This is a genomic window from Pseudomonas sp. GL-R-19 (genome assembly GCF_019956375.1).
GTDB lineage: Bacteria > Pseudomonadota > Gammaproteobacteria > Pseudomonadales > Pseudomonadaceae > Aquipseudomonas.
Map to the genome: position 1 here is coordinate 21,012 of NZ_JAHBDJ010000042.1, position 20,761 is coordinate 41,772.

21 protein-coding genes are annotated in these 20,761 nt (G+C 59.1%); 8 read left to right on the forward strand and 13 right to left on the reverse strand.

The features are described from left to right. Nucleotides 1-153 precede the first annotated feature (153 nt). On the reverse strand, nucleotides 154-1,047 hold the full coding sequence (locus tag KGA83_RS20590) for a LysR family transcriptional regulator (protein WP_108217482.1): 894 nt from the start codon (nucleotides 1,045-1,047) through the stop codon (nucleotides 154-156). A 101-nt stretch (nucleotides 1,048-1,148) separates the two neighbouring features. Between KGA83_RS20590 and KGA83_RS20595 the strand changes: the two genes are divergently transcribed. Together KGA83_RS20595 and speB are read left to right on the forward strand one after the other, a co-directional pair. After that, the gene (locus KGA83_RS20595; protein WP_108217483.1) at nucleotides 1,149-2,240 is read left to right on the forward strand and encodes a polyamine ABC transporter substrate-binding protein; all 1,092 of its coding nucleotides are present in this window, start codon (nucleotides 1,149-1,151) and stop codon (nucleotides 2,238-2,240) included. A 21-nt stretch (nucleotides 2,241-2,261) separates the two neighbouring features. After that, nucleotides 2,262-3,221 carry an agmatinase gene (gene speB / locus KGA83_RS20600; RefSeq protein WP_108217484.1) on the forward strand — a complete coding sequence of 320 codons (960 nt, stop codon included), beginning with the start codon at nucleotides 2,262-2,264 and terminating at the stop codon, nucleotides 3,219-3,221. A gap of 116 nt (nucleotides 3,222-3,337) precedes the next feature. Here speB and KGA83_RS20605 read toward each other — a convergent pair whose 3' ends face one another. Continuing rightward, nucleotides 3,338-4,390: an aldo/keto reductase gene (locus KGA83_RS20605; RefSeq protein ID WP_108217485.1), complete on the reverse strand. Its 1,053-nt coding sequence runs from the start codon at nucleotides 4,388-4,390 to the stop codon at nucleotides 3,338-3,340. Nucleotides 4,391-4,549: 159 nt separating this feature from the next. Between KGA83_RS20605 and zapE the strand changes: the two genes are divergently transcribed. The 3 genes from zapE to KGA83_RS20620 all read left to right on the forward strand — a co-directional run bounded on the left by zapE (nucleotide 4,550) and on the right by KGA83_RS20620 (nucleotide 6,874). Then, a complete protein-coding gene (gene zapE, locus KGA83_RS20610) occupies nucleotides 4,550-5,668 on the forward strand; it encodes a cell division protein ZapE (RefSeq protein WP_108217486.1) in 1,119 nt (372 codons plus the stop codon). A gap of 15 nt (nucleotides 5,669-5,683) precedes the next feature. Continuing rightward, the gene (locus KGA83_RS20615; RefSeq protein ID WP_108217487.1) at nucleotides 5,684-6,265 is read left to right on the forward strand and encodes a DinB family protein; all 582 of its coding nucleotides are present in this window, start codon (nucleotides 5,684-5,686) and stop codon (nucleotides 6,263-6,265) included. 117 nt (nucleotides 6,266-6,382) lie between these two features. Then, nucleotides 6,383-6,874, forward strand: coding sequence for a GNAT family N-acetyltransferase (locus tag KGA83_RS20620; RefSeq protein ID WP_108217585.1), 492 nt, complete (start codon nucleotides 6,383-6,385; stop codon nucleotides 6,872-6,874). Between the two features lie 81 nt (nucleotides 6,875-6,955). Here the strand turns inward: KGA83_RS20620 and KGA83_RS20625 are convergent, their stop codons facing one another. Then, a complete protein-coding gene (locus KGA83_RS20625) occupies nucleotides 6,956-7,165 on the reverse strand; it encodes a hypothetical protein (RefSeq protein WP_108217488.1) in 210 nt (69 codons plus the stop codon). Nucleotides 7,166-7,351: 186 nt separating this feature from the next. After that, nucleotides 7,352-7,534 carry a DUF6026 family protein gene (locus KGA83_RS20630; protein WP_108217489.1) on the reverse strand — a complete coding sequence of 61 codons (183 nt, stop codon included), beginning with the start codon at nucleotides 7,532-7,534 and terminating at the stop codon, nucleotides 7,352-7,354. 272 nt (nucleotides 7,535-7,806) lie between these two features. Here KGA83_RS20630 and gnd point away from each other — a divergent pair, with 272 nt between their 5' ends. Both gnd and zwf read left to right on the forward strand, forming a co-directional pair. Beyond that, entirely contained in the window at nucleotides 7,807-8,787 is a 981-nt protein-coding gene (gene gnd / locus KGA83_RS20635; protein ID WP_223530709.1) for a phosphogluconate dehydrogenase (NAD(+)-dependent, decarboxylating), read from the forward strand. Further along, nucleotides 8,784-10,298, forward strand: a complete 1,515-nt coding sequence (gene zwf, locus KGA83_RS20640) for a glucose-6-phosphate dehydrogenase (RefSeq protein WP_108217491.1) — start codon at nucleotides 8,784-8,786, stop codon at nucleotides 10,296-10,298. Before gnd ends, zwf begins: the two co-directional genes overlap by 4 nt. 49 nt (nucleotides 10,299-10,347) lie before the next feature. On the opposite strand, the gene nhaB is transcribed toward zwf, so the two are convergent. The 3 genes from nhaB to KGA83_RS20655 form a co-directional block, all read right to left on the reverse strand. Next, entirely contained in the window at nucleotides 10,348-11,850 is a 1,503-nt protein-coding gene (nhaB, locus tag KGA83_RS20645) for a sodium/proton antiporter NhaB (protein ID WP_115948172.1), read from the reverse strand. Between the two features lie 78 nt (nucleotides 11,851-11,928). Continuing rightward, a complete protein-coding gene (locus KGA83_RS20650) occupies nucleotides 11,929-13,218 on the reverse strand; it encodes a hypothetical protein (protein WP_108217493.1) in 1,290 nt (429 codons plus the stop codon). Nucleotides 13,219-13,505: 287 nt separating this feature from the next. Continuing rightward, nucleotides 13,506-13,772, reverse strand: a complete 267-nt coding sequence (locus KGA83_RS20655; protein ID WP_108217494.1) for a hypothetical protein — start codon at nucleotides 13,770-13,772, stop codon at nucleotides 13,506-13,508. A gap of 342 nt (nucleotides 13,773-14,114) precedes the next feature. Here KGA83_RS20655 and KGA83_RS20660 point away from each other — a divergent pair, with 342 nt between their 5' ends. After that, nucleotides 14,115-15,440 (forward strand): sigma-54 dependent transcriptional regulator, encoded by a 1,326-nt coding sequence (locus tag KGA83_RS20660; protein ID WP_108217495.1) that lies wholly within the window; start codon nucleotides 14,115-14,117, stop codon nucleotides 15,438-15,440. Nucleotides 15,441-15,497: 57 nt separating this feature from the next. Here the strand turns inward: KGA83_RS20660 and KGA83_RS20665 are convergent, their stop codons facing one another. From KGA83_RS20665 to KGA83_RS20690, 6 genes are all read right to left on the reverse strand, one after another. Further along, entirely contained in the window at nucleotides 15,498-16,805 is a 1,308-nt protein-coding gene (locus KGA83_RS20665; protein WP_108217496.1) for a transporter, read from the reverse strand. A 46-nt stretch (nucleotides 16,806-16,851) separates the two neighbouring features. After that, on the reverse strand, nucleotides 16,852-17,619 hold the full coding sequence (locus KGA83_RS20670; protein WP_115948171.1) for a hypothetical protein: 768 nt from the start codon (nucleotides 17,617-17,619) through the stop codon (nucleotides 16,852-16,854). Between the two features lie 26 nt (nucleotides 17,620-17,645). Further along, nucleotides 17,646-18,326: a C39 family peptidase gene (locus tag KGA83_RS20675; protein WP_108217498.1), complete on the reverse strand. Its 681-nt coding sequence runs from the start codon at nucleotides 18,324-18,326 to the stop codon at nucleotides 17,646-17,648. 210 nt (nucleotides 18,327-18,536) lie between these two features. Further along, nucleotides 18,537-19,382, reverse strand: a complete 846-nt coding sequence (locus tag KGA83_RS20680; protein ID WP_115948169.1) for a heme utilization protein — start codon at nucleotides 19,380-19,382, stop codon at nucleotides 18,537-18,539. 64 nt (nucleotides 19,383-19,446) lie between these two features. After that, nucleotides 19,447-20,025 carry an adhesin gene (locus KGA83_RS20685; protein ID WP_223530711.1) on the reverse strand — a complete coding sequence of 193 codons (579 nt, stop codon included), beginning with the start codon at nucleotides 20,023-20,025 and terminating at the stop codon, nucleotides 19,447-19,449. 1 nt (nucleotide 20,026) lies between these two features. Continuing rightward, complete coding sequence (locus tag KGA83_RS20690; RefSeq protein WP_108217502.1) at nucleotides 20,027-20,464, reverse strand: hypothetical protein; 438 nt, start codon at nucleotides 20,462-20,464, stop codon at nucleotides 20,027-20,029. Nucleotides 20,465-20,761 lie beyond the last annotated feature (297 nt).

Consider the following 20,761-nt stretch of genomic DNA (forward strand, 5'->3'; position numbering starts at 1 on the left):
CTGCTTTTATTGTCTTTATCGAGATGCTCGCGCGCGAGCGATGACGGATCGTATCAGTGCAAATTTGCCTTGTACAACCCGGATAAGTGCAGGTTATCTGTGCATTTTTGCATGGTGATGACCGGCACTGTTTCAGCGTAGACCAACGCGTATTCAGGCAAACGCCGCGAGCAGATCCTCTTCGAACGCCTTCTGCGCATCGCCGGCCACCTGAGCCCGATGCCGGGCCAGATGAAACGCGACATCGAAACTCATGTCGCCTTGGCGCACGGCCCTGAGCAAACCTTTGTCTTCCCAGCCACGGGCAAAGTGGCTGGGCAAATAACCGACATGCTTGCCGGAAAGGACGAAGGCGAGGGTGCCTTCGACTTGTTCGGAGCGCGCCGAACACAACTTGCCCTGAAAGGGTTCGTCACTGCGCAAGAACCGGTAGGGGTGATCGACCCGGTCGCAGGCTTGCAGATCCTGATCTTCGGGGGTCGGGTTAGTGAACAGTGGATGGCCGGGGGCGCAATACAGGTGCTGGGTTTCAATGAACAGTTCGCGGTAGTCAAACGCACTTTGTACTTGCGAGAAGTATCCGATGGCCAGGTCCAGCCGCTGTTGCAGCAGCAGGCGTTCCATCTCGCCGGGCATGGCGCTGATCAGCTCGATACGCACCGACTCGTCCCGCTCACGGAAGCGCCGGATTGCTTCGGCCACCCGTAGCAGCACCGATTGATCCAGGGCTTCGGACAGGCCCAGACGCACTTCGCCGATCAAGCGTCCGGCCACGCCGTTGGATTGATGACGGAAGGCTTCGATGGACTCGAACAGTCCACGGGTGGCGCTGAGCAATTGCTCGCCCTTGGGAGTGATCTTGAATCCGCCCTTGCCGCGACTGCACAAGCGATAGCCAAGGCGGGTTTCCAGTTTGGCCATTTGCTGGCTGATGCTCGACTGGCTCAACCCCAACTCGCCCTGGGCTGCGCTGAAGCCGCCGCACTCCACCACGCTGACGAACAACCGCAATAATTGCAGATCCAGATCATGCAGTTGGCCGAGCATCAAACATTACTCCGTCATAAAGTCAGGTTAATTAACTTGATATTTCACCAATGTATCCGACGACGCATCCTGCAACCACTTCTTCTGGTCAGGTGTTCGTCATGGCTCCCATGTTCAAGCTGTGTTTACCCGCGCTGTTGCTCGTCGTTGCCGCTTCGGCCCAGGCCGAGGACAAGGTGGTCAATCTGTACAGTTGGGCCGATTACGTCGCCCCCGAAACCCTGCAACGGTTCGAGCAGGAGACGGGGATTCATGTGCGCTACGACACCTTCGATGCGCCGGAGGTACTGGAAACCAAGCTGCTCACCGGTGGCAGCGGGTATGACGTGGTCGTCCCGTCGTCCAGTGTACTGGCGCGCGGCCTGGCGGCAGGTGCGCTCAAGGCCATCCCCCATGAGGGCCTGAAGGGCTACGCCAATCTTGATCCCGACCTGTTGGAAAAGATGGCCGCGGTCGATCCCGGTAATCGCTATGGCGTGCCCTATACCTGGGGCACCCTGGGGCTCGGGATGAATGTCGAGGAGGTGAACAAACGCCTGCCGAATGTACCGCTCAACAGCCTGGACCTGCTGTTCAAACCGGAATACGCCAGCAAGCTGAAGGACTGTGGCATCGCGGTCATTGATTCACCACAGGAAGTGATCGGCCTGGCCTTGCATTATCTGGGCAAGGATCCGTACAGCACCGACAAGAGTGATCTCGACGCGGCCCAAACGTTATTGCATCAGTTGCAACCCTCGGTGCTTTACGTCGCCAGCGGGCGGCAGATCAACGATCTGGCCAATGGCAGCCTCTGCCTTGCGCTGACCTACAACGGTGACGCGAGCATGGCCGCCGACCAGGCACGCAAGGCCAACAAGCCCTATGAAATCGCCTACCGGATTCCCAGGGAAGGCACCATCGTGTGGCAGGACAACCTGGCGATCCCCAAGGACGCGCCACACCCCGAGGCTGCCCACCAGTTCATCGAATTCATGTTGCGCCCCGAGTCCGTCGCGGCGCTGACCAACACGCTATTTTTTGCCACCGCCAACCAGGCCGCCACGCCGCTGGTGGATGAGGCAGTGCGCACAGATCCGGACATTTACCCACCCGCCGATGTGCGTGACCGGCTTTACGCCGACCGCAGCATGAGCCTCAAGGACATGCGCCAGCGCACCCGCTTGTGGACCACTTTCCGTAGCCGCCAATAACCAGAAATGAAGGAGCCTTCAATGGACGCCCCTGTGCAAAACGATCAAGCCATCACCCGTGACAGCCTTTACGGCACGGCCGCCGAAAGTACATACGGTGGTATCACCAGTTTCATGCGCCGGCGCTACAGCCGCGACTTGCGCGGGGTCGATGTGGCGGTCAGTGGTGTGCCGTTCGATACGGCCACCAGCAACCGCCCCGGCGCACGCTTCGGACCACGGGGCATTCGTGCGGCCTCGACCGGGATTGCCTGGGAACGGCACTGGCCGTGGACGTTTGACCCGTTCGATCACCTGGCAGTCATCGACTACGGCGATTGCGACTTCGATTTCGGCTCGCCGCAATCGACACCGGAATGCATCGAGGCTCACGCCGAGCACATCCTCAATGCCGGCAGCGCGATGCTGACTTTCGGCGGCGACCATTTCATCACCTATCCGTTGCTCAAGGCCCATGCCCGCAAGCACGGGGCGCTTTCGCTGATCCACTTCGACGCCCACAGCGACACCTGGCCGGACGAAGAGGGCAAGCGCATCGACCACGGCACCATGTTCTGGCACGCGGCCAGGGAAGGGCTGGTCGATCCGTCACGCTCGGTACAAATCGGCTTGCGCACCACCAACGATGATCATCAAGGCTTTCAAGTGCTCGACGCGCGGCAGGTGCATCGCCGTGGCTGCGAAGCGATTGTCGAGGCGATTCGGGCGCGGGTCGGCGACAACCCGGTGTACTTGACCTTCGACATCGACTGCCTCGATCCGGCGTTCGCTCCGGGTACCGGAACCCCCGTGTGCGGCGGCTTGAGCACGGTGCAGGCGCTGGAGATTCTCGGCGGACTGCGCGGGATCAACCTGGTGGGCATGGACGTGGTGGAAGTGGCTCCGGTCTATGACAGCGCGCAGATCACGTCACTGGCGGCGGCGACGCTGGCGATGGAGATGCTGTGTCTGTATGCGGCCAGGCATAAGGTCGATAAGTAGTACGCGGTCGAAATGTAGGAGCGAGCCTGCTCGCGATAGCGATCGTTCAGCCAACATGGATGTTGAATGTTCCGCCCTCATCGCGAGCAGGCTCGCTCCTACAGTTTTGATGGGTGTCAGGCCACCGGAATGATTGGCAGGTCGAGGATCTGACCGCCGCTGAAGCGCGCGGATGAACCGCTGATGGATTCATGCGGTACGCCTTTGGCCACGTCACTGACGCCATCGAGTCGTGCCAGTTGGTCGGTGCTCAACTGCACATTCAGCGCGCCCAACGTGGCATCCAGTTGCTCCCGGGTCCGGGAGCCGAGGATCGGAATCAGCGCCGTGGTCGAGCGTTTGGCCTGTTCCCGCAGCCAGGCAATGGCCACGTGGGTCGGGCTGGCGTCCAGTTCTGCGGCAACACTGATCAAGGCGTCGAGCAGGGCGGTTTCCCGGGCGCTTTTTTCGGCATGAATCAGCACGCCGAGTTTGTTCGCGCGGTTGTCGCCTTCACTGTTGCGATACTTACCGGTGAGGAAGCCGCCACCCAGCGGCGACCACAAGGTCGCGGCCAGACCCAGGGCCTCGGCCATCGGCAGTTGCTCACGCTCAGCAGTACGTTCAGCGAGGCTGTACTCGACCTGGATCGCGGCAATCGGCGCAAAACCGCGCACCTCGGCCAAAAGGTCGGCGCGAGCGATGCGCCACGCGGGGAAGTTCGACAGCCCGGCGTAATGAATCTTGCCGGCACTGACCAGGTCGTCGAAGCCGCGCAGGATCTCCTCCATGGGCGTGACGCCATCGCTCATGTGGGCCCAGAACAGGTCGATATGCTCGGTCTTCAGGCGTTTAAGGCTTTCTTCGACGGCGCGCACCATGTTCTTGCGACTGTTGCCAGTGTGGGAAATGCCGGCCGCGGGTGTAGTCCCGAGGGTGTATTTGGTGGCGATGACCAGGCTATCCCGTTCTGCGGCGATGAACTCGCTGAGCATGGCCTCGGACTGCCCGCCCTGATAACCGTTGGCGGTATCGATGAAGTTGCCGCCGGCCTCCCGATAACCCTCAAAAATGCGTTTTGCTTCGTCACGCTCGGCGCCATGGCCCCAACCGGTACCGAAATTACCGGCGCCCAGGGCCAGTTCGGAAACACGCAAGCCGGTTTTACGACCGAAGACTTTGTAATGCATGGGATGACTCCAGGGGGCTGGCGACAGGATTTAATAGATTGTTTGCGACATCTATAAAATATGATGGTAGTAATCTAATGCGTCAAGATGCTTTTCCTTCCTGCACAAAACCGCCGATCACCGGTCGCGTTTTCCATGCGCAATGGCATACTGCCGCCCATGACTATCGATTCCCCCTTAAGCGCCTGGCAGCACGCCATCGAACAAAAGGGCTTCGTCCAGGACGAGGCCCAGGAATATGCCGTGTGGGCGCTGCAAAAATGCCACGAAGCGCTGCATGAAGGCCGTTCGCCCATTTCCGGCGTATACCTGTGGGGGCCCGTGGGGCGGGGTAAAACCTGGTTGATGGACCAGTTCTACCAAAGCCTGCGGGTACCGGCGCGGCGCCAACACTTTCACCACTTCATGGGCTGGGTGCACCAACGCTCGTTTCAACTGACCGGCACCGCCGATCCGCTCAAGGCGCTGGCTCGTGAATTGGCCGAAGAAGTGCGCGTGCTGTGTTTCGACGAGCTGTTCGTCAACGACATCGGCGACGCGATCATTCTCGGGCGCCTGTTTCAGGTGATGTTCGAGCAGGGCGTGGTGGTGGTCTGCACCTCCAACCAGCCGCCGGACCAGTTGTACGCCGACGGATTCAACCGTGACCGCTTCCTGCCTGCCATTGCGGCGATCAAGCAGCATATGCAAGTGATTGCAGTGGATGGCGGGGAAGACCATCGCCTGCATCCGGGTGCCGGATCGCAACGTTATTGGGTGGCCGACCCCGATAAACCCGGCGCTTTGGGTGAAGTGTTCCAGACATTGAGCGTTGGCCAGTCAGTATCGAGTGAGTCGGTCAGGGTCGGTTTCCGTTCCCTTGAGGTGATCAAGGCCAGCCCGGCCGTGCTCTGGACCCGTTACGCCGCGCTGTGCGAGCAACCCTTCGCGGCCATGGACTTCATCGCCCTGTGCGATACCTACAGCGCTATTCTGTTGAGTGACGTGCCCAACCTCAGCGCGCAGAAACGCGCCGGGCGCATTGCCCGTGGCACCGAGGACGGTGTCGAGCGGGTGGAAGCGGGGGACCGCGAGTTGCCGCAGCTGTCGGTGCATGACGACGGTGTGCGACGCTTCATCGCCTTGGTGGACGAATGCTACGACCGCAAGGTTCCGCTGTACCTTGAAGCGCGGGTGCCAATGGCGTCGCTTTACACCGAGGGATATCTGGAGTTTCCGTTCCGCCGCACCCTCAGTCGATTACAGGAAATGCAACTGCAACGGTTTGCCGAAGTTTGATCGGGAGCAGCGAACATGAATCAGCCCCTGTCGCACCATTTGCTGACCATGGCCTATCAGAACGCCTGGGCCAATCACCGACTGGCCAAGGCCTGGCGTCAGTTGAGCCCGCAGGAACTGAGCGCACCCCGGGTCAGTTTCTTCCCGACTATCCGCGCCACCCTCAACCATATCCTCACCTGTGACTGGTTTTATGTGGACGCCCTGGAGCGCGAACTGCGCGGCGACGATCCGCATCCCGATTGCCAGGTGTTTTTCAAGGAAGACGAGCCCTGTCTCGTGGCGCCGGACCTCGTTCGCGAACAGGCCCACGTCGACCGCCGGCTGATCGCCTACTGTGAGCAGATGCGCGACGCCGACCTCGGCAAAATCGTGACCATCGCCCGCGACACCCCACAGCACGACAGCCGTTTGCGCCTGCTGTCCCATTTGTTCGAACACCAGATCCATCACCGCGGCCAGGTTCACGCCATGCTCAGTGGCACTTCGGTCAAGCCACCGCAACTCGACGAGTTTTTCTGCGCCGGTGAGTCGCACTTGCGGGCCGAAGACTTTGCCGAACTGGGATGGACCGAAGCCTTGATCTGGGGCGCTTGAGCACCAGAGATTTCTGCGGTTGCGATTGTCGATACCACGGTGCTCGCGCTATGGTCAGCGCGCACTTCAGCGTGAAATACATGCTGGAGGCTACTTCATGTGTGATCGAGGATGGAAATGGACTCCGCAGAAATTCTTGTGCTTCAGGCCAGTTACACCAATCCGGTGCACGCCGAGGCTATTTGTCTGGTGTTGAACCACTACGCCGAGGACCCGATGGGGGGCGGCCAGCCGTTGCCAGCCCATGTACTGGCGCAACTCCCGGCAGAGCTTGCCCGGCGTCCCCACGCTTTCAGTGTGCTGGCCTTTGTCGGGGGCGAGCCGGCCGGGCTGGTCAATTGCTTCGAGGGGTTTTCCACCTTTGCCTGCCGGCCGCTGGTCAATGTGCACGATGTGTCGGTGGTGAAAAAATTTCGCGGCTTGGGCTTGAGCCAGAAGATGCTGCAAAAGGTCGAGGACATTGCCCGTCAGCGTGGTTGCTGCAAGCTCACCCTGGAAGTGCTGGAAGGCAATGCCGTGGCGCAGGGGTCGTATGAAAAAGCCGGTTTCGCTGCTGGCGTGTTCGACCCGGCCCACGGACGGATGCTGTTCTGGACCAAGAACCTCTGACTCGACAGGCAAAGAAAGGGCGTCCATCAGGACGCCCGAGGGTTTTCTCCGATCGCAGAGCCGCGGTCAGAAGTCCATGGATCATTTCGGTCTGTAGGTTTCAGTCATTTGTGCGGTTTGATCATCGGGCACCCGCAGCTCAGTGCCTTGGATGGGGTGGCCCAAGGCTTGTTGCTGGGCCAGTCGCAGGCTTTCGTAGTAATAGCGCATGCGTTCGGCTCCACCTTCGGCAAAAGCGCTGGCGGAGCCCAAAGCCATCAGGCCGGCGAGGATCAATGTGGTGTGTTTCATGGTGTGCCTCCCACTGAAGTTGTCGGATGCCTTTCGTCCATGAATCAATGAAGCAGTGTCGAAATGGCATTATCCGCTGATTCGATTAAATAGAAATCAGCTTCACCAACAGTCTTCTTTGCCGAGGGTGGCAGGGCGTGAGCCGGTGCGGAAGCAGTGCAGACTGCTCCCGCTTGAAAGGAGGGGTCAGGCGAGTGGGGCGCGTTGCGTCACAGCCAGGGGCTGCACCTGATTGGCTTGCAGCAGCAGTCGCAACTGCGCCAGCTCCTGTTTCAATTGATCGCGTTCGTCCTTCAACTGGCGCAATTCATCACGACGGATAGTGACGTAAAGGGTTTGTGCTGGCAGTGCGGTGTGTACTGTGCCCATTGCTCACCTCGCAAATGGCGTGTCTCAACTGTAGAACCGCCTCGAAAACAACGGCTGATCTACTATCGGCGCCAATTTTGATTTCTTTTGCCCCTGAAGGGAACTTTTTTATTTTTCATGGTCGTTGTGTCTTCGGCTTGATTCCCGACGTTATCCATCAGGATCGGGCACAATGCCCGGAAACTTCATGCCAACGCTCTGGACTAACCTCATGAGTCGCGTTGGGCTATAACCTTTGACACACTTTTATTTGTAGTAGGGAGCATCAGCACATGCAACTCGGGATTATTGGACTGGGCCGCATGGGCGGCAATATTGCGCGGCGCCTGATGCTCAACGGGCACACCACCGTTGTTTTTGACCGCAATACCGCCTTTGTCGAAGCCCTGGCCACAGACGGCTCCACGGGCATCACCGATCTGCCAGCGCTGGTCGCCGGCCTGGACAGGCCGCGTGCGGTCTGGGTCATGCTGCCGGCAGGCGCACCGACCGAAGAAACCATCGACACCCTGAGCACCTTGCTCGAAGCCGGCGACACCATCATCGACGGCGGCAACACCTTCTATAAGGACGATATCCGCCGGGCGAAAACCCTGTCGGAAAAAGGCCTGCACTACATCGACGTCGGTACCTCCGGTGGCGTCTGGGGCCTGGAGCGCGGTTACTGCATGATGATTGGCGGCGATGCCGAGACCGTTAAGCGCCTCGACCCGCTGTTCGCAACCCTGGCCCCGGGCCTGGGCGACATCCCGCGCACCAGGGACCGCAAGTCCGACGACGATCGTGCCGAGCGTGGCTACATTCACGCCGGTCCCGCTGGCGCCGGGCATTTCGTGAAGATGATCCACAACGGTATCGAGTACGGAATGATGCAGGCCTTCGCCGAAGGCTTCGACATCCTGCAAACCAAAAACAGCGAGAACCTGGCGCCAGACCAGCGTTTCGACCTGAACGTCGCCGACATCGCCGAAGTCTGGCGTCGTGGCAGCGTGGTGTCCTCGTGGTTGCTCGACCTGACTGCCGACGCCCTGGCCAGCGATCCAAAGCTCGACGGTTACTCCGGGTCCGTGGCCGACAGCGGTGAAGGGCAATGGACTATCGAAGCCGCCATGGAGCAAGCGGTACCGGTGCCGGTGCTGTCGAATTCGCTATTCTCCCGCTATCGCTCGCGTGGGCAAGGGACCTTTGGCGACAAGGTTCTCTCGGCCCAGCGCTTCGGTTTCGGCGGCCATGTGGAGACCTCGAAAAAATGACCCATGCGATCCGCAGGAAATCCAAGGCTGAACCCGCACCACCGACGACGCTGTTCCTGTTTGGCGCCCATGGTGACCTGGTCAAGCGTCTGTTGGTGCCGGCGCTGTATAACCTCAAGCGCAACGGGCTACTCGGGGATGGACTGCGGATCATCGGCGTTGACCACAACGCCATCAGCGATGAAGGCTTTGCGCAAAAGCTTGAAGACTTCATTCGAAACGAGATGGCTGGCAAGGGTGACCACACCCTTGATCCAGCGGTCTGGTCCAGGCTCGCCAAAGGCATCAGCTACGTCCAGGGCGACTTCCTGGACGACAGCACTTATCAAGCGCTGGCGGCGAAAATCGCCGACAGCGGAACCGGCAATGCGGTGTTCTACCTGGCCACCGCACCGCGATTCTTCAGTGAAGTGGCACGCCGCCTCGGTACCGCCGGCTTGCTGGAGGAGACCCCCGAGGCGTTCAGAAGGGTCGTGATCGAAAAGCCCTTTGGCTCTGATCTGCAAACGGCCGAGGCCTTGAACGCCTGCCTGCTCAAGGTGATGACGGAAAAGCAGATCTACCGGATCGATCATTACCTGGGCAAGGAAACCGTGCAGAACATTCTGGTCAGCCGTTTTTCCAACAGCCTGTTCGAAGCGTTCTGGAACAATCACTACATCGATCACGTGCAGATCACCGCCGCCGAAACCGTCGGCGTGGAAACCCGTGGCAGTTTTTACGAGCACACCGGCGCCCTGCGGGACATGGTGCCCAATCACCTGTTCCAGTTGCTGGCGATGGTGGCGATGGAGCCTCCCGCCGCGTTTGGTGCCGATGCGGTGCGCGGCGAGAAAGCCAAGGTCGTCGGCGCGATCAGGCCCTGGACGGTGGAGGAGGCCCGCGCCAACTCGGTGCGCGGTCAATACACTGCAGGTCAGATCGACGGCAAGGCACTGCCGGGCTATCGCCAGGAAGACAAGGTCGCACCCGACAGCAATACCGAAACCTATGTGGCCCTCAAGGTCATGATCGACAACTGGCGCTGGGTCGGCGTGCCGTTCTACCTGCGTACCGGTAAACGCATGAGCGTGCGTGACACCGAGATCGTCATCTGTTTCAAGCCGGCACCCTATGCGCAGTTCCGCGATACCGAGGTCGACGAGTTGCAGCCGACCTATTTGCGCATTCAGATCCAGCCCAACGAAGGCATGTGGTTCGACCTGTTGGCCAAGCGTCCCGGTCAGGCCCTGAAGATGGACAACATCGAGCTGGGGTTTGCCTACAAGGACTTCTTCGAGATGCAGCCGTCCACTGGCTACGAAACCCTGATCTACGATTGCCTGACGGGCGATCAGACTCTGTTCCAGCGCGCCGACAACATCGAGAACGGCTGGCGCGCGGTGCAACCGTTCCTGGATGCCTGGCAGCAGGATTCCAGCGTGCGGGGCTATGCCGCCGGGGAAAACGGCCCCAAGGCCGGCGAAGAGTTGCTCTCCCGTGACGGCCGCGTCTGGCACCGCCTCGGATAACACGTATCTTCTGTGGGAGCGAGCTTGCTCCCACATTTTGTTCCGGGGGTTACAGCCAGTAGCTCACCGCATACCACCCGAGCAAGCCCATCACCACGGTGTACGGCAACGCCATCCAGACCATCCGCCCGTAAGACAGGCGCACCAGCGGCGCAATCGCCGAAGTCAGCAAGAACAGAAACGCCGCCTGACCGTTGGGCGTCGCCACGCTCGGCAGGTTGGTGCCGGTGTTGATCGCAATGGCCAACGTCTCGAAATGCTCACGGGTCATCTCACCCGCCATGAAGGCGCGCTTCACTTCGGTGATGTAAATGGTTGCCACGAACACGTTGTCGCTGATGGCGGACAGCAGGCCGTTGGCAATGAACAGCATGCCCGGTTGTTGGTCCGCCGGCAGCGTCAGCACCCAGTGGATCAGCGGGGCGAACAGTTGCTGATCGTGAATCACCGCAACCACGGCGAAAAACACCACCAGCAATGCTGTAAATGGCATGGCGTCCTTGAACGCTGTGCCCAGGCGGTGTTCGTCGGTGATACCGGTGAAGGCGGTGATCAACACGATCACCATCAAACCGATCAAACCCACTTCGGCGATGTGAAACGCCAGCCCGGCAATCAGAATCAATGCGGCAACGCCTTGCACCAGCAGTGCTGCACGTTGGCGTGTGGTGCGCTCGGCATTGTCTTCGGCGGCATAGTTGGTCAGCACCGCACGGACGTTATCCGGCAGCAGCGTGCCGTATCCGAACCAGCGCAGCTTTTCCAGCAGCACGCATGTCACCAGTCCGGCAACCAGCACCGGTAGGGATACCGGCGCAACCCGGGTAAAGAAGTCGGAGAAGTGCCAGCCCATTTCATGGCCGATCAGCAGGTTCTGCGGTTCACCGACCAGCGTGCAGACTCCGCCCAATGCGGTGCCCACGGCACCGTGCATCAGCAGGCTGCGCAGAAAGGCGCGGAACTGTTCGAGATCCCCCTGATGGAGGGTGGGCAGATGTTTGTCGTCGCTGAATTCGCTGTCCTGACGCGGATCGTTACCCGAGGCGACGCGGTGATACACCGAGTAAAACCCGACGGCGGCACTGATGATCACGGCAGTCACGGTCAAGGCATCGAGGAACGCCGACAGAAACGCCGACAGAAAGCAGAACATCAGGGCCAGCAGGGCCTTGGAACGAACCCCCAACAGCAGGCGCGAGAACAGGTACAGCAACAAGTCCTTCATGAAATAGATACCGGCCACCATGAACATCAGCAGCAGGATCACCGGGAAATTGTGCAGCAACTCGTCGTACAGCGCCTGTGGCGTGGTCATCTTCAGCAGCAGGGCTTCAATCAATAACAGGCCGCCGGGCATCAGCGGATAACACTTGAGCGCCATGGCCAGGGTAAAGATGAACTCCAGCACCAGCAGCCAGCCGGCCGCCACCGGCCCTGCGGTCCACAGCACCAGGGCATTGAGAATCAGAAAGCCGATGATGCAGGCCTTATACCAACGTGGCGAGTTCCCGAGAAAGTTGTGCGCGAACGCCTGGGCCATTGAACCGGACATCGGCTGCTCCTTGTTTTAAGAAGCGCGCAAGTTGCCGTAAGCGGGCGAGAAGATCAAGCACAGGAAAAACGCATCGGGTTAGCCCAGAAAGCGTGCGACGACTGCCTTGTAACTGCCCTGCAGCGAATAGCCGCCAGCCACGATGTTTCCATCGGCTTGCACCGTGACACAGGTGGCGGTATCCGGGCCGGAGCCCAGGCGAGTACGCGTACAGCCGCAGCCTTTGCCAAAGCGGCGATCGGGATGGCCGTTGGGCAGGTATCGCCCGACAATGAAGTCTGCTTCAACGCCGCCGATGGTTGCACCCGCCGCCAGCACACAGCCATCGGGCTGTAACTGCGCGGCGATCCACTGGCAGCCTCTGTGACCGATTTGCAGCCGCTGTGGTTGTCCGCCGTTGCAATGATTGTTGGGTCGGCCATCGCTGTGCATTTTAAATGTCAGGCAGTGCATCGGCTCGCAACTGCTGCCAAAACACAGGATGCCACCTTCGTTTTGCTGGACCACCTGACTGACCCGGGCGCCATGCCCTTGTGTTTTGAAGGTCATGAATCCATCCACGGCAAAACGGTCGTCGAGACGGCCGTCAGCGTGATAGCGTGCCAGCAAGCCTTCTTCAGGAAAGTTGATCGATCCACCGACCAGAATTCGGCCATCACGTTGTACCGTCAGGCTGCTGAGCCAGGTATTCATCAGCAGGTGCCTGACCACCACGAAGCCGCTACCGTTGAACGAGCAGTCCAGCGAGCCTTCGACATCCAGTCGTATCAACAGGCCCACGTGATCGGCCAGTTCGTAGTGATGGTTGGCCAGGATCAGGATCCGGCCGTCTTGCTGTACGTCCACATCGCAGGCTTCCGCGCCCGGCACACCGGGCGGCAGCCAGGCATCACGAATGCCCAGGGACAGGCCGCCAGGCAATCGCACGACGCAGCGGCCATTATCGCCAAAGCTCTGAACCAGGCGACCCTGCTGATCCAGCAAGGCGAGTGCCGGGAGCGTGCGGTGCGTGTTTTCGTAGTGCAGCCCGGCCAACAGGATATTGCCGTCGGGCATGACCAGAACCTTGGCGCCCATGGCTTCGAACCCCGGTTTGAATTGGCCGATGACACTACCTTGCTTGCCGAACGCGAGGTCGGCGGAACCATCCTCCAGCAAGCGGGCCAGACCAAAGCGGCTGCCATCGGCCATGGCGACTTTTGCGGCTACCAGCAAGCGGCCCTGCGCATCGATCGCAATATCATTGGCGAGGCTGGAAAGGCTGTCGGCGAAAAACACCTGGGTTTTGCCGTTGGCGGCAAACGTCGCATCGAGGGTCCCGGGAGTGTTCCGGGTGGCGGAGAAGGCAAAAGCGGACCGGATTGACATGCGCCGCATCTCCTTGCGAGTCGTCCTGATCCAGAAGTTTGGGTGGCGACTATGTAGGGAGAATATTCAACCCCTGAATGATGAGATGCGCAATGGTGAGAACTCACAGACGGAGAGTCGTTGTGTGCCACAACAGTGTCTTTTCGAACCAATGGCAAGCCTGCAAAGTACCGGGTGCGCAAAAGTTCGAATGTGTGCGGGAAATGAGTGCGGATCGGTGAAAACGATCAACCCGACTAATGACAGGGGGAAGGGTGCGGATTACCCCGGAGTAATCCGCAAAACGATTAGTGCGGCATCGACCACGACTGCAGTGTGTAACCTTCCTCGCTCAATTCGGCGCGGGCCTGTTCCAGCAGACGTTCAAGTTGTTCAGGGTCGGAGTAGGCACTGCTTGGGATCTGCTTGCGGCCAATGCTGGTGCTGGTGCGGTCGATAACGGTCAGGCTGAGTTCGCCATTACCGTCTTGTGGGGCCCAGGCCACGCATTTGAATGGTTTGAATGCGCGGTCGGCAATCAGCAGTGCTTCGTTGATACGGAGCGGGGCGTTCATAGGGTCTTCTCTCTGTATGCCCAATCAAGTGATGTGCCGTCGGTTGGGCTTACCGTTCGGCTGGTTACTTGTACTGATGTCCGCAACCGGGGTTTGGGTCACACACAATTAAAAGAAATTTCCACTTTATTTCATAGGCTCAAGAATGAGGCTGGCATTGAAAGCGCAATGAAAGGAAAGAGTCGTTAGGTCACTAACATAATCGCAACTTATAACTGGTTTTACAGCGTCCCTATAGTCAAACAGTACAAGACGCTGTCAAATTCTTGCTAATGTTACAGTCAGGTCTGCCAAATGACTGTTTTTAATAAAATTTCTTAAATTTGGCGCCAAGGAACAGTCATGAGCGATGCGCCTGCTTTACGACGTTTATTAGTGGTGGACCCCTGTGACGATTGCTATCGTCTGATCCCAGGATTGCGCGCTATCGGTTGGGACGTCGATAGCTGCACGCTGGCGAACGCCACTGATCGAACCTGTGACGTGGGCTTGCTGCGCTTGCAGCCCTCTCACCTTGAGCACCCGGAAGCCGTCAAGGAGTTGATCAGCCGCAGTGGCACCGAGTGGATAGCCGTACTCAATCAGGAAGTGCTGCGCCTGCAAAATGTCGGCGACTTTGTCTGTGAATGGTTTTTTGACTTTCATACCCTGCCATTCGATGTGTCCCGGGTTCAGGTAACGCTGGGCCGGGCGTTTGGCATGGCGCGATTGCGTGGGCAGGGCACGGTCCATGTTGACCAGCCCGAGCACGAATTGATGGGTGACAGCAAACCTGTCCGTGAACTGCGAAAATTGTTGAACAAACTGGCCCCGACCGAATCTCCGGTGTTGATTCGGGGTGAAAGCGGCACTGGCAAGGAACTGGTCGCACGCACCCTGCATCGTCTGTCCCAGCGTCACAGCAAACCCTTTATTGCGATCAATTGTGGTGCGATTCCCGAACACTTGATCCAGTCCGAGCTGTTTGGCCATGAGAAAGGCGCATTTACCGGCGCCCACCAACGCAAGATCGGACGGATAGAAGCCGCCAACGGTGGCACTCTGTTTCTCGACGAGATCGGTGACCTGCCGCTGGAGTTGCAGGCCAACCTGTTGCGGTTCCTCCAGGAAAAACACATCGAGCGGGTGGGCGGCAGTCAGCCGATTGCGGTGGATGTGCGGGTTCTGGCGGCAACGAATGTCGACCTTGAAGCCGCCATCGAGAAGAGACGCTTTCGCGAAGACTTGTATTACCGCTTGAACGTACTGCAAGTGGCGACCGTTCCACTGCGCGAACGCCATGGCGACCTGGCGATGCTGGCCAACCACTTTTCCCATTTCTATAGCCATGAAACCGGGCGCCGCCCACGCAGTTTCAGCGAAGACGCATTGATTGCCATGGGCAAGCACGACTGGCCAGGCAATGTTCGCGAACTGGCCAACCGCGTTCGTCGCGGGCTGGTGTTGGCCGAAGGCCGGCAGATCGAGGCCCGTGATCTGGGCTTGATCAGTCCGCATACAATCGCCGCGCCGATGGGCACCCTCGAAGAATACAAGAGCCGGGCCGAGCGCCAGGCATTGTGCGATGTATTGAGCCGCCACAGCGATAACCTGAGTGTCGCCGCCAAAGTATTGGGTGTGTCGCGACCGACCTTCTACCGGTTGTTGCACAAGCACCATATTCGCTGAACCGCAGCCTTGAACAAAAAAACGCTGCGATTGAAATGGCTGCGGGTTTTGTCCGGGTCAGAAGTAGTAAGGCAGTTTCAGGCTGAACTGAAAGTCCGGGGCATCGTCCGTCATGCCGATGGACAGGTTGGGTACGATAGTCAGGTTGTCGGTGGCCGCAATGGTCATGCCGATGTTGAAGTAACCGGCGTTGGCATCGCTGGAGACCACCGATTGCCAATCCCCGCCATCTTCCTTGAGCCTGCTTTTGCGTTGCACCAGGTCAGAGACTGAAAACGACATACTCATCTTTTCGTTCAAGGCGAACGCAATACCGGCGCCAATCTGGAAGCTGTCGCCAATGCGTACTTTGCCCGGTGTCTTGACCGCCGGGTTGGAGCTGATGTCGTCGAAAGACTCCTCCAGATTGTGCGTGTAGGACAGGCTGCCGAACAGCACCGCCGGATCGAACGTCTTGACCAGAGAGATCCCCGGCGTAATCGACCAGACGCCATTACCGGTCGGCAAGGATTCAGGCACGGCCAGGTTGGAGTTATCGGCCACCCGAACCAGCTTGATGCCGAACGGATCTTTGCCGGTCGGCGCCTTGACGCGCAAGGTCACCACGGCATCCGGGGTGTTGACCGACTCGTCGAGGAATTTGTAGGCGATACCGAAGTTGACGTCACCTATGGTCGGGTCTTCTTTGACGGTATCTTCAGTCGTGACGTTGGCGGTGCCGTTATTGCCGCCACCGGACTGGTAGGTGGATTGACGGTAGACCACCGGCACGTTCAGGTCGAACTGCCAGCGATTGTTGAAGTTGTAGCGGCCGGTGAGGTCAAGCGTCCAGGTGTCGGCCTTGATCCGGTCCAGGTTGATGGCGCCCAGAAAGATCGAGTCCAGGGCGAGAAAGCCGTTGAGGATCAGTTGGCGGGTATCGTATCGGGAGTAGGTTATCCCGGTTTCGAAGCTGAATTTGCCACCGCCGAAGAATCCGCTGGCCTCGTCATACAGATTTGAAACGCTTTGCGCCGGTTGTGAGTCATTGGCCAGCGATTGTCCATACGAGCTGCCGCTGCCCCCGGCAGCACTCCCTGAAGCGGCCGCCGCACCGGTGCCGGTGGCGACGTTTGGATTGCCCTTCAGGTCCGCTGGAGACTTGGCCAGGCGTTTAGGGGGAGGAGAAGCCGGCTGGTCTTCAACCTGGCGGATTCGTTGTTCCAGTACCGCCAGGGCTTTTTGCTGGACTTCGTAGCGTTGTTTCAACTCCAGAAGCTCTCGTTTGAGCGCCTCCATTTCCGGGTCAGGTGCTGCCTGCAACATCGCCACGGGGAGTAGGGCACTCAAGCAGACAACTGCACGCAGTGATACTGATCGGTACATGAAATAAGCCGTCCATTTGTGCCCAATGGTCCAGACTCAGCGTAGTTCAATAGCCCATGGTCCGTAATGCGGCGAGTTGATTGAGGTTGCAGTCCAGTACACTCGCACTCGGTCCATTATTGTTGAGCACTACGTTGAGTTGAGTCATGTTGTCGACCACATTGCTGCTGCCCAACAACCGGGTGTTTTGCAGCAACCCGCCTTGGGCGACCTGTTGCAGGCTTGAGCCCTGGTTGTTGTTGGCGGTAATGGCCATCTGAACACCGCCGCTCGTCGCGGATACGGCGACACTGCCTGCGGCATTGCTGCCGGTAATGGTTTGACCGGCGATCAGCGCCTGGCCCTGGCCCTGGCTCGGCACCAGTGCCGGTGCCGTGCTGGCTTCTTTGACGTTGATGGCGATGTTGTTGTTTGCGCTGTTGCCATCGCCTGCAGCCCGTGTGACCTGGGTTATGCCCCGGGAAGTGCTCAGGGCAGCGCCACCCGTCACGTTACCGCTGCCCGACCTGGGCGAGCCGCCATGACCAGATTGCTTGATGGTTGATACATAGAACTCGGGTTTGACCGTTGCGGCCTGAAGCTGCATCGAGGTGGAGGCTCCGATCAGATCACCACTGGCATTGCGCCAGGTACTGCTCATGACAACACCGAAGCTGATGACCCGCCCCGGCATCACATACCGGCCACGCAGCTCGGCCAGCTCCTGGTCCTTGATTTCGATGGGTCTGAACTCATCAGCAAAACCTGAAGTGTTCGCTGCCAGACAGGCTGCGACCACCCAATACGAGGTTTTCATTTGCTGCTCCCGGAGCATCCTGCCCCCTGTCATCTTGTTGGCGATTAGAAGAAGTCGCTCTGTATGAAACCAAAATCCATCAATTCGGCATCTTTGACCGGGTTGAAGTTATCCATCTTGTTCTTGGCTGTCAGCGGTTCCGGTGGACTGCGTAACGCGTTGGTCTTGTCGTATCCGGGACCGACGATCGCGAAAATAATGCCATTCCAGCCTTTGACAAAGTCATCATGGGCGTAGCGTTTGTGTCCAAGTACGGGGTCGCCGATATAGACCCAGTGCTTGTCCGCCCGTTGCAACACCACGAAGTGCTTGTAACCGCGAATTTCCATCAATACCACCACCGGAATCGTCACTGCATCGAGTCTTTCCGGCGGGATCTTGTAGCCCCGGGCGCGCATGCCGATGCGCTCGATGTAGCGCTTCATGTCCAGCATGGAAAAACCCTGGGTACGCACTATGTCCTGGTCTGCGGTGACCAGCATGCCCTTGATGATGTGCTCCTCATCGACGTCGAGCCAATAGGCCTGGCGCAGTATCGTTGCCAGCGCGGCGGCGCCGCAGCTGAAATCGGTTTTCTGTTCGACGATGTCGCTGAACTTGCGCTCACGCAAACTCTGCACGTGCTTGTACACCAGCACGCCACCCGGCAGGGCGGCAACCGGCATCTGTGCAGCCTGGGTCAGGCCAGACAGACAGAGCAGGGCGAAAAGGGCTGTCTTACGCATGATCGGTACGCCTTGTGGCTGTGGAAAAGCCCGGTCGCCGGGCAATGCTGTTCAGTTAAGCGAATGTGGCCCTTTGTAGGAGCGAGCTTGCTCGCGATGGACTCAAGAGCGCCGCGGTTACCCAGTAAATACGCGTTATCGTTATCGACCATCGCGAGCAAGCTCGCTCCTACAGCATTGCGGTCGCCGGGGCTTTCATTGCGATCGCGATTACTGGCAAGCCTTGCAGCCTGCGGCGATGGACAGCGAGTTGCTTTGCTGGTTGCCTACGCCGGACGATACGTTGGCTCCGCCGTTGCCGGAGAAGTTGTTCATCGAGCCTGTTATCGAAGTATTGTTGGTTACAGGGGGTTTCCAGCCATCTGGCGTCATCACTTGTTGAGTGGTTACGCCAGCCAGACCGAATACACCCACAGTCACGAAATCAGTCGTGGTGTTGCCGTTGTTGGAGACGTTCATCCCGGACGTGCTTTGGTTGGCCGCTGCCGCCGCTAGTGCTACACGCCCGCCAGAAACGGCAATCGCCAGGTTGTTTTTCTGTTGGTTGAAGTTGCCGGCGGTCACGTTGATGCCGATGTTGCCGGAACCGCTATTGCCAGCGTTATTGAGCGTAGCGTTGTTGGTGTTGGAATAGTTCTTGACGGTGTTGCCGGTGCTCTTCTGAGTCGCGCTGGAGGCGGCGACTGCGGTGCCGAAGATGAAGCTTTCGTCAGCCGTGGCAATGGCGGCGGCGTTGTCTTGTTGGTTGCCGTCGCCGGCTGCAACGTTGGCGCCCATGTTGCCGTTGGAGTTGTTCAGGGAGTCATCGACTTTAGCGTCGTTCCTGGTGCCCTGGTTCAATACGCTGTTGTCAGTGCTGTCCTGCGAGTCCATCACGGCTGCCCCGGCGCCTGCTGTAATTTGCAGAGCTTGTTCCAGGGTCGGGACTTTAGGCTGATGGTTGTTGCCATGTCCGTTGCCCTGATCGTGATCATCAGGACCGCCCGCTTGGGCTGCGAATGCCATCACTGCTGCCAGAGCGAAAGCCAGTGGCCTGAGGGCCGTTGTCGGGTTCATGGTATTTCTCCGTGCTTTTTAGTTGGTCAAGTGTTGGTACTTCCCTGATCGCACTGCATCGGGGTCAGTCAGCGACCCGGATGCTCAGGGTATTAGCCATTCGGTTCCCCACCCCGGCACTCTGGTTCACCTGGATCACTCCCCGGCTGCCGGTGAAGGCCTGGTCGCTTGTCACGACCTGGCGACTGCCGTTTTGGGTGCCAGTTGCTCCCGAGTTCGGTAACAACACCACGTTCTGTTGAGAAAGGGCGCTATCGTCAATGGCTTGCGTTGCAGCGCTGATGCTGATGCGCATGGCGTTGGCCATCTGGTTGTTCGCCCCGGCACCCTGATTGACGCCCAGTACGCCATTGCCATTACTGAAAGAGGTGCCACCGATAGTGGCCGTCGCATCCATCGACGGATTGGCGGGCGTGGTGATTTTCTGCCTGACACTGGTGGTCGCACCGGCTTGGGTACCCATGGCGATCGCGCGGACGTTGGCCTGCTGCTGTTGATCGCCTGTCGCCTGGTTGACGTTGAAGTTGCCGCGGTATTGAGTACCGGAATCCTGGAGGGTGGCGTTGTTCACCGAACTGACGCCGGAATCGGCCATCACGCTGGTGCAGCCGAACAGGGCAAATAACAGCAGGGATCGACTCATCTCATTGGCCTCCGGCCATTCTGCCCAGTGAGCCGAGGCCGCTGCTCATGGCGCGATTGATGGTTGTGGAAATCGCGCTGCCACTGCCACCACCGTGGCCGACGGACATACCGGGCATGCCGTTGGGGTTGGTGACGGCGTTGAGGCCTTGCATGCCACCCAGGCTTTGCCCGTTGCTGTGGCGAAGGGCCGTTCCGGTGGTGACCCCGGCAATGTCGGCGTCGCTGAGTTCGCCGGTGACGCGGGCCGATGGGTTGGCATTGAGAGTGTTGGGGTTGGGATCTCTGCCGCCGCTGCGGCCGATAGGGCTTGGGTGAATGGTGCGATCAAGCACGATGACGCCGTTGCCTTCGGCTTGAGCGTCGAAACTGAAAAGCGTGCCTGCAGCGCTCGCGATCAGCAGCAGGCACGTCAAGGCTTTCTTATTGAGTATCCCCACGACGCTCTTTCCTTCTCATGTAGGCTGGCTCTGGTCGGCTGTGTGAAGGAGTGAGCGAAAGCTGTGCCGGTATTTGAATCTCGTGTTGATTCAATGGCTTATGGATGTCGTCCGGATACCCTTTGTCGAGGATGTTTCAAGGCTGAGACAAAACCCCGCGCAGGCAGCCCGTAAATGCGGATAGACCGCTCTGGAACAAGGGTTTCAGTGATGTTGTATCAATGTCTTAACAAACCCGATGATCAAACGGTGATGGGCGCTGAAATGGGCGGTTTGCGGTAGGGAGGGTGTTTCAGG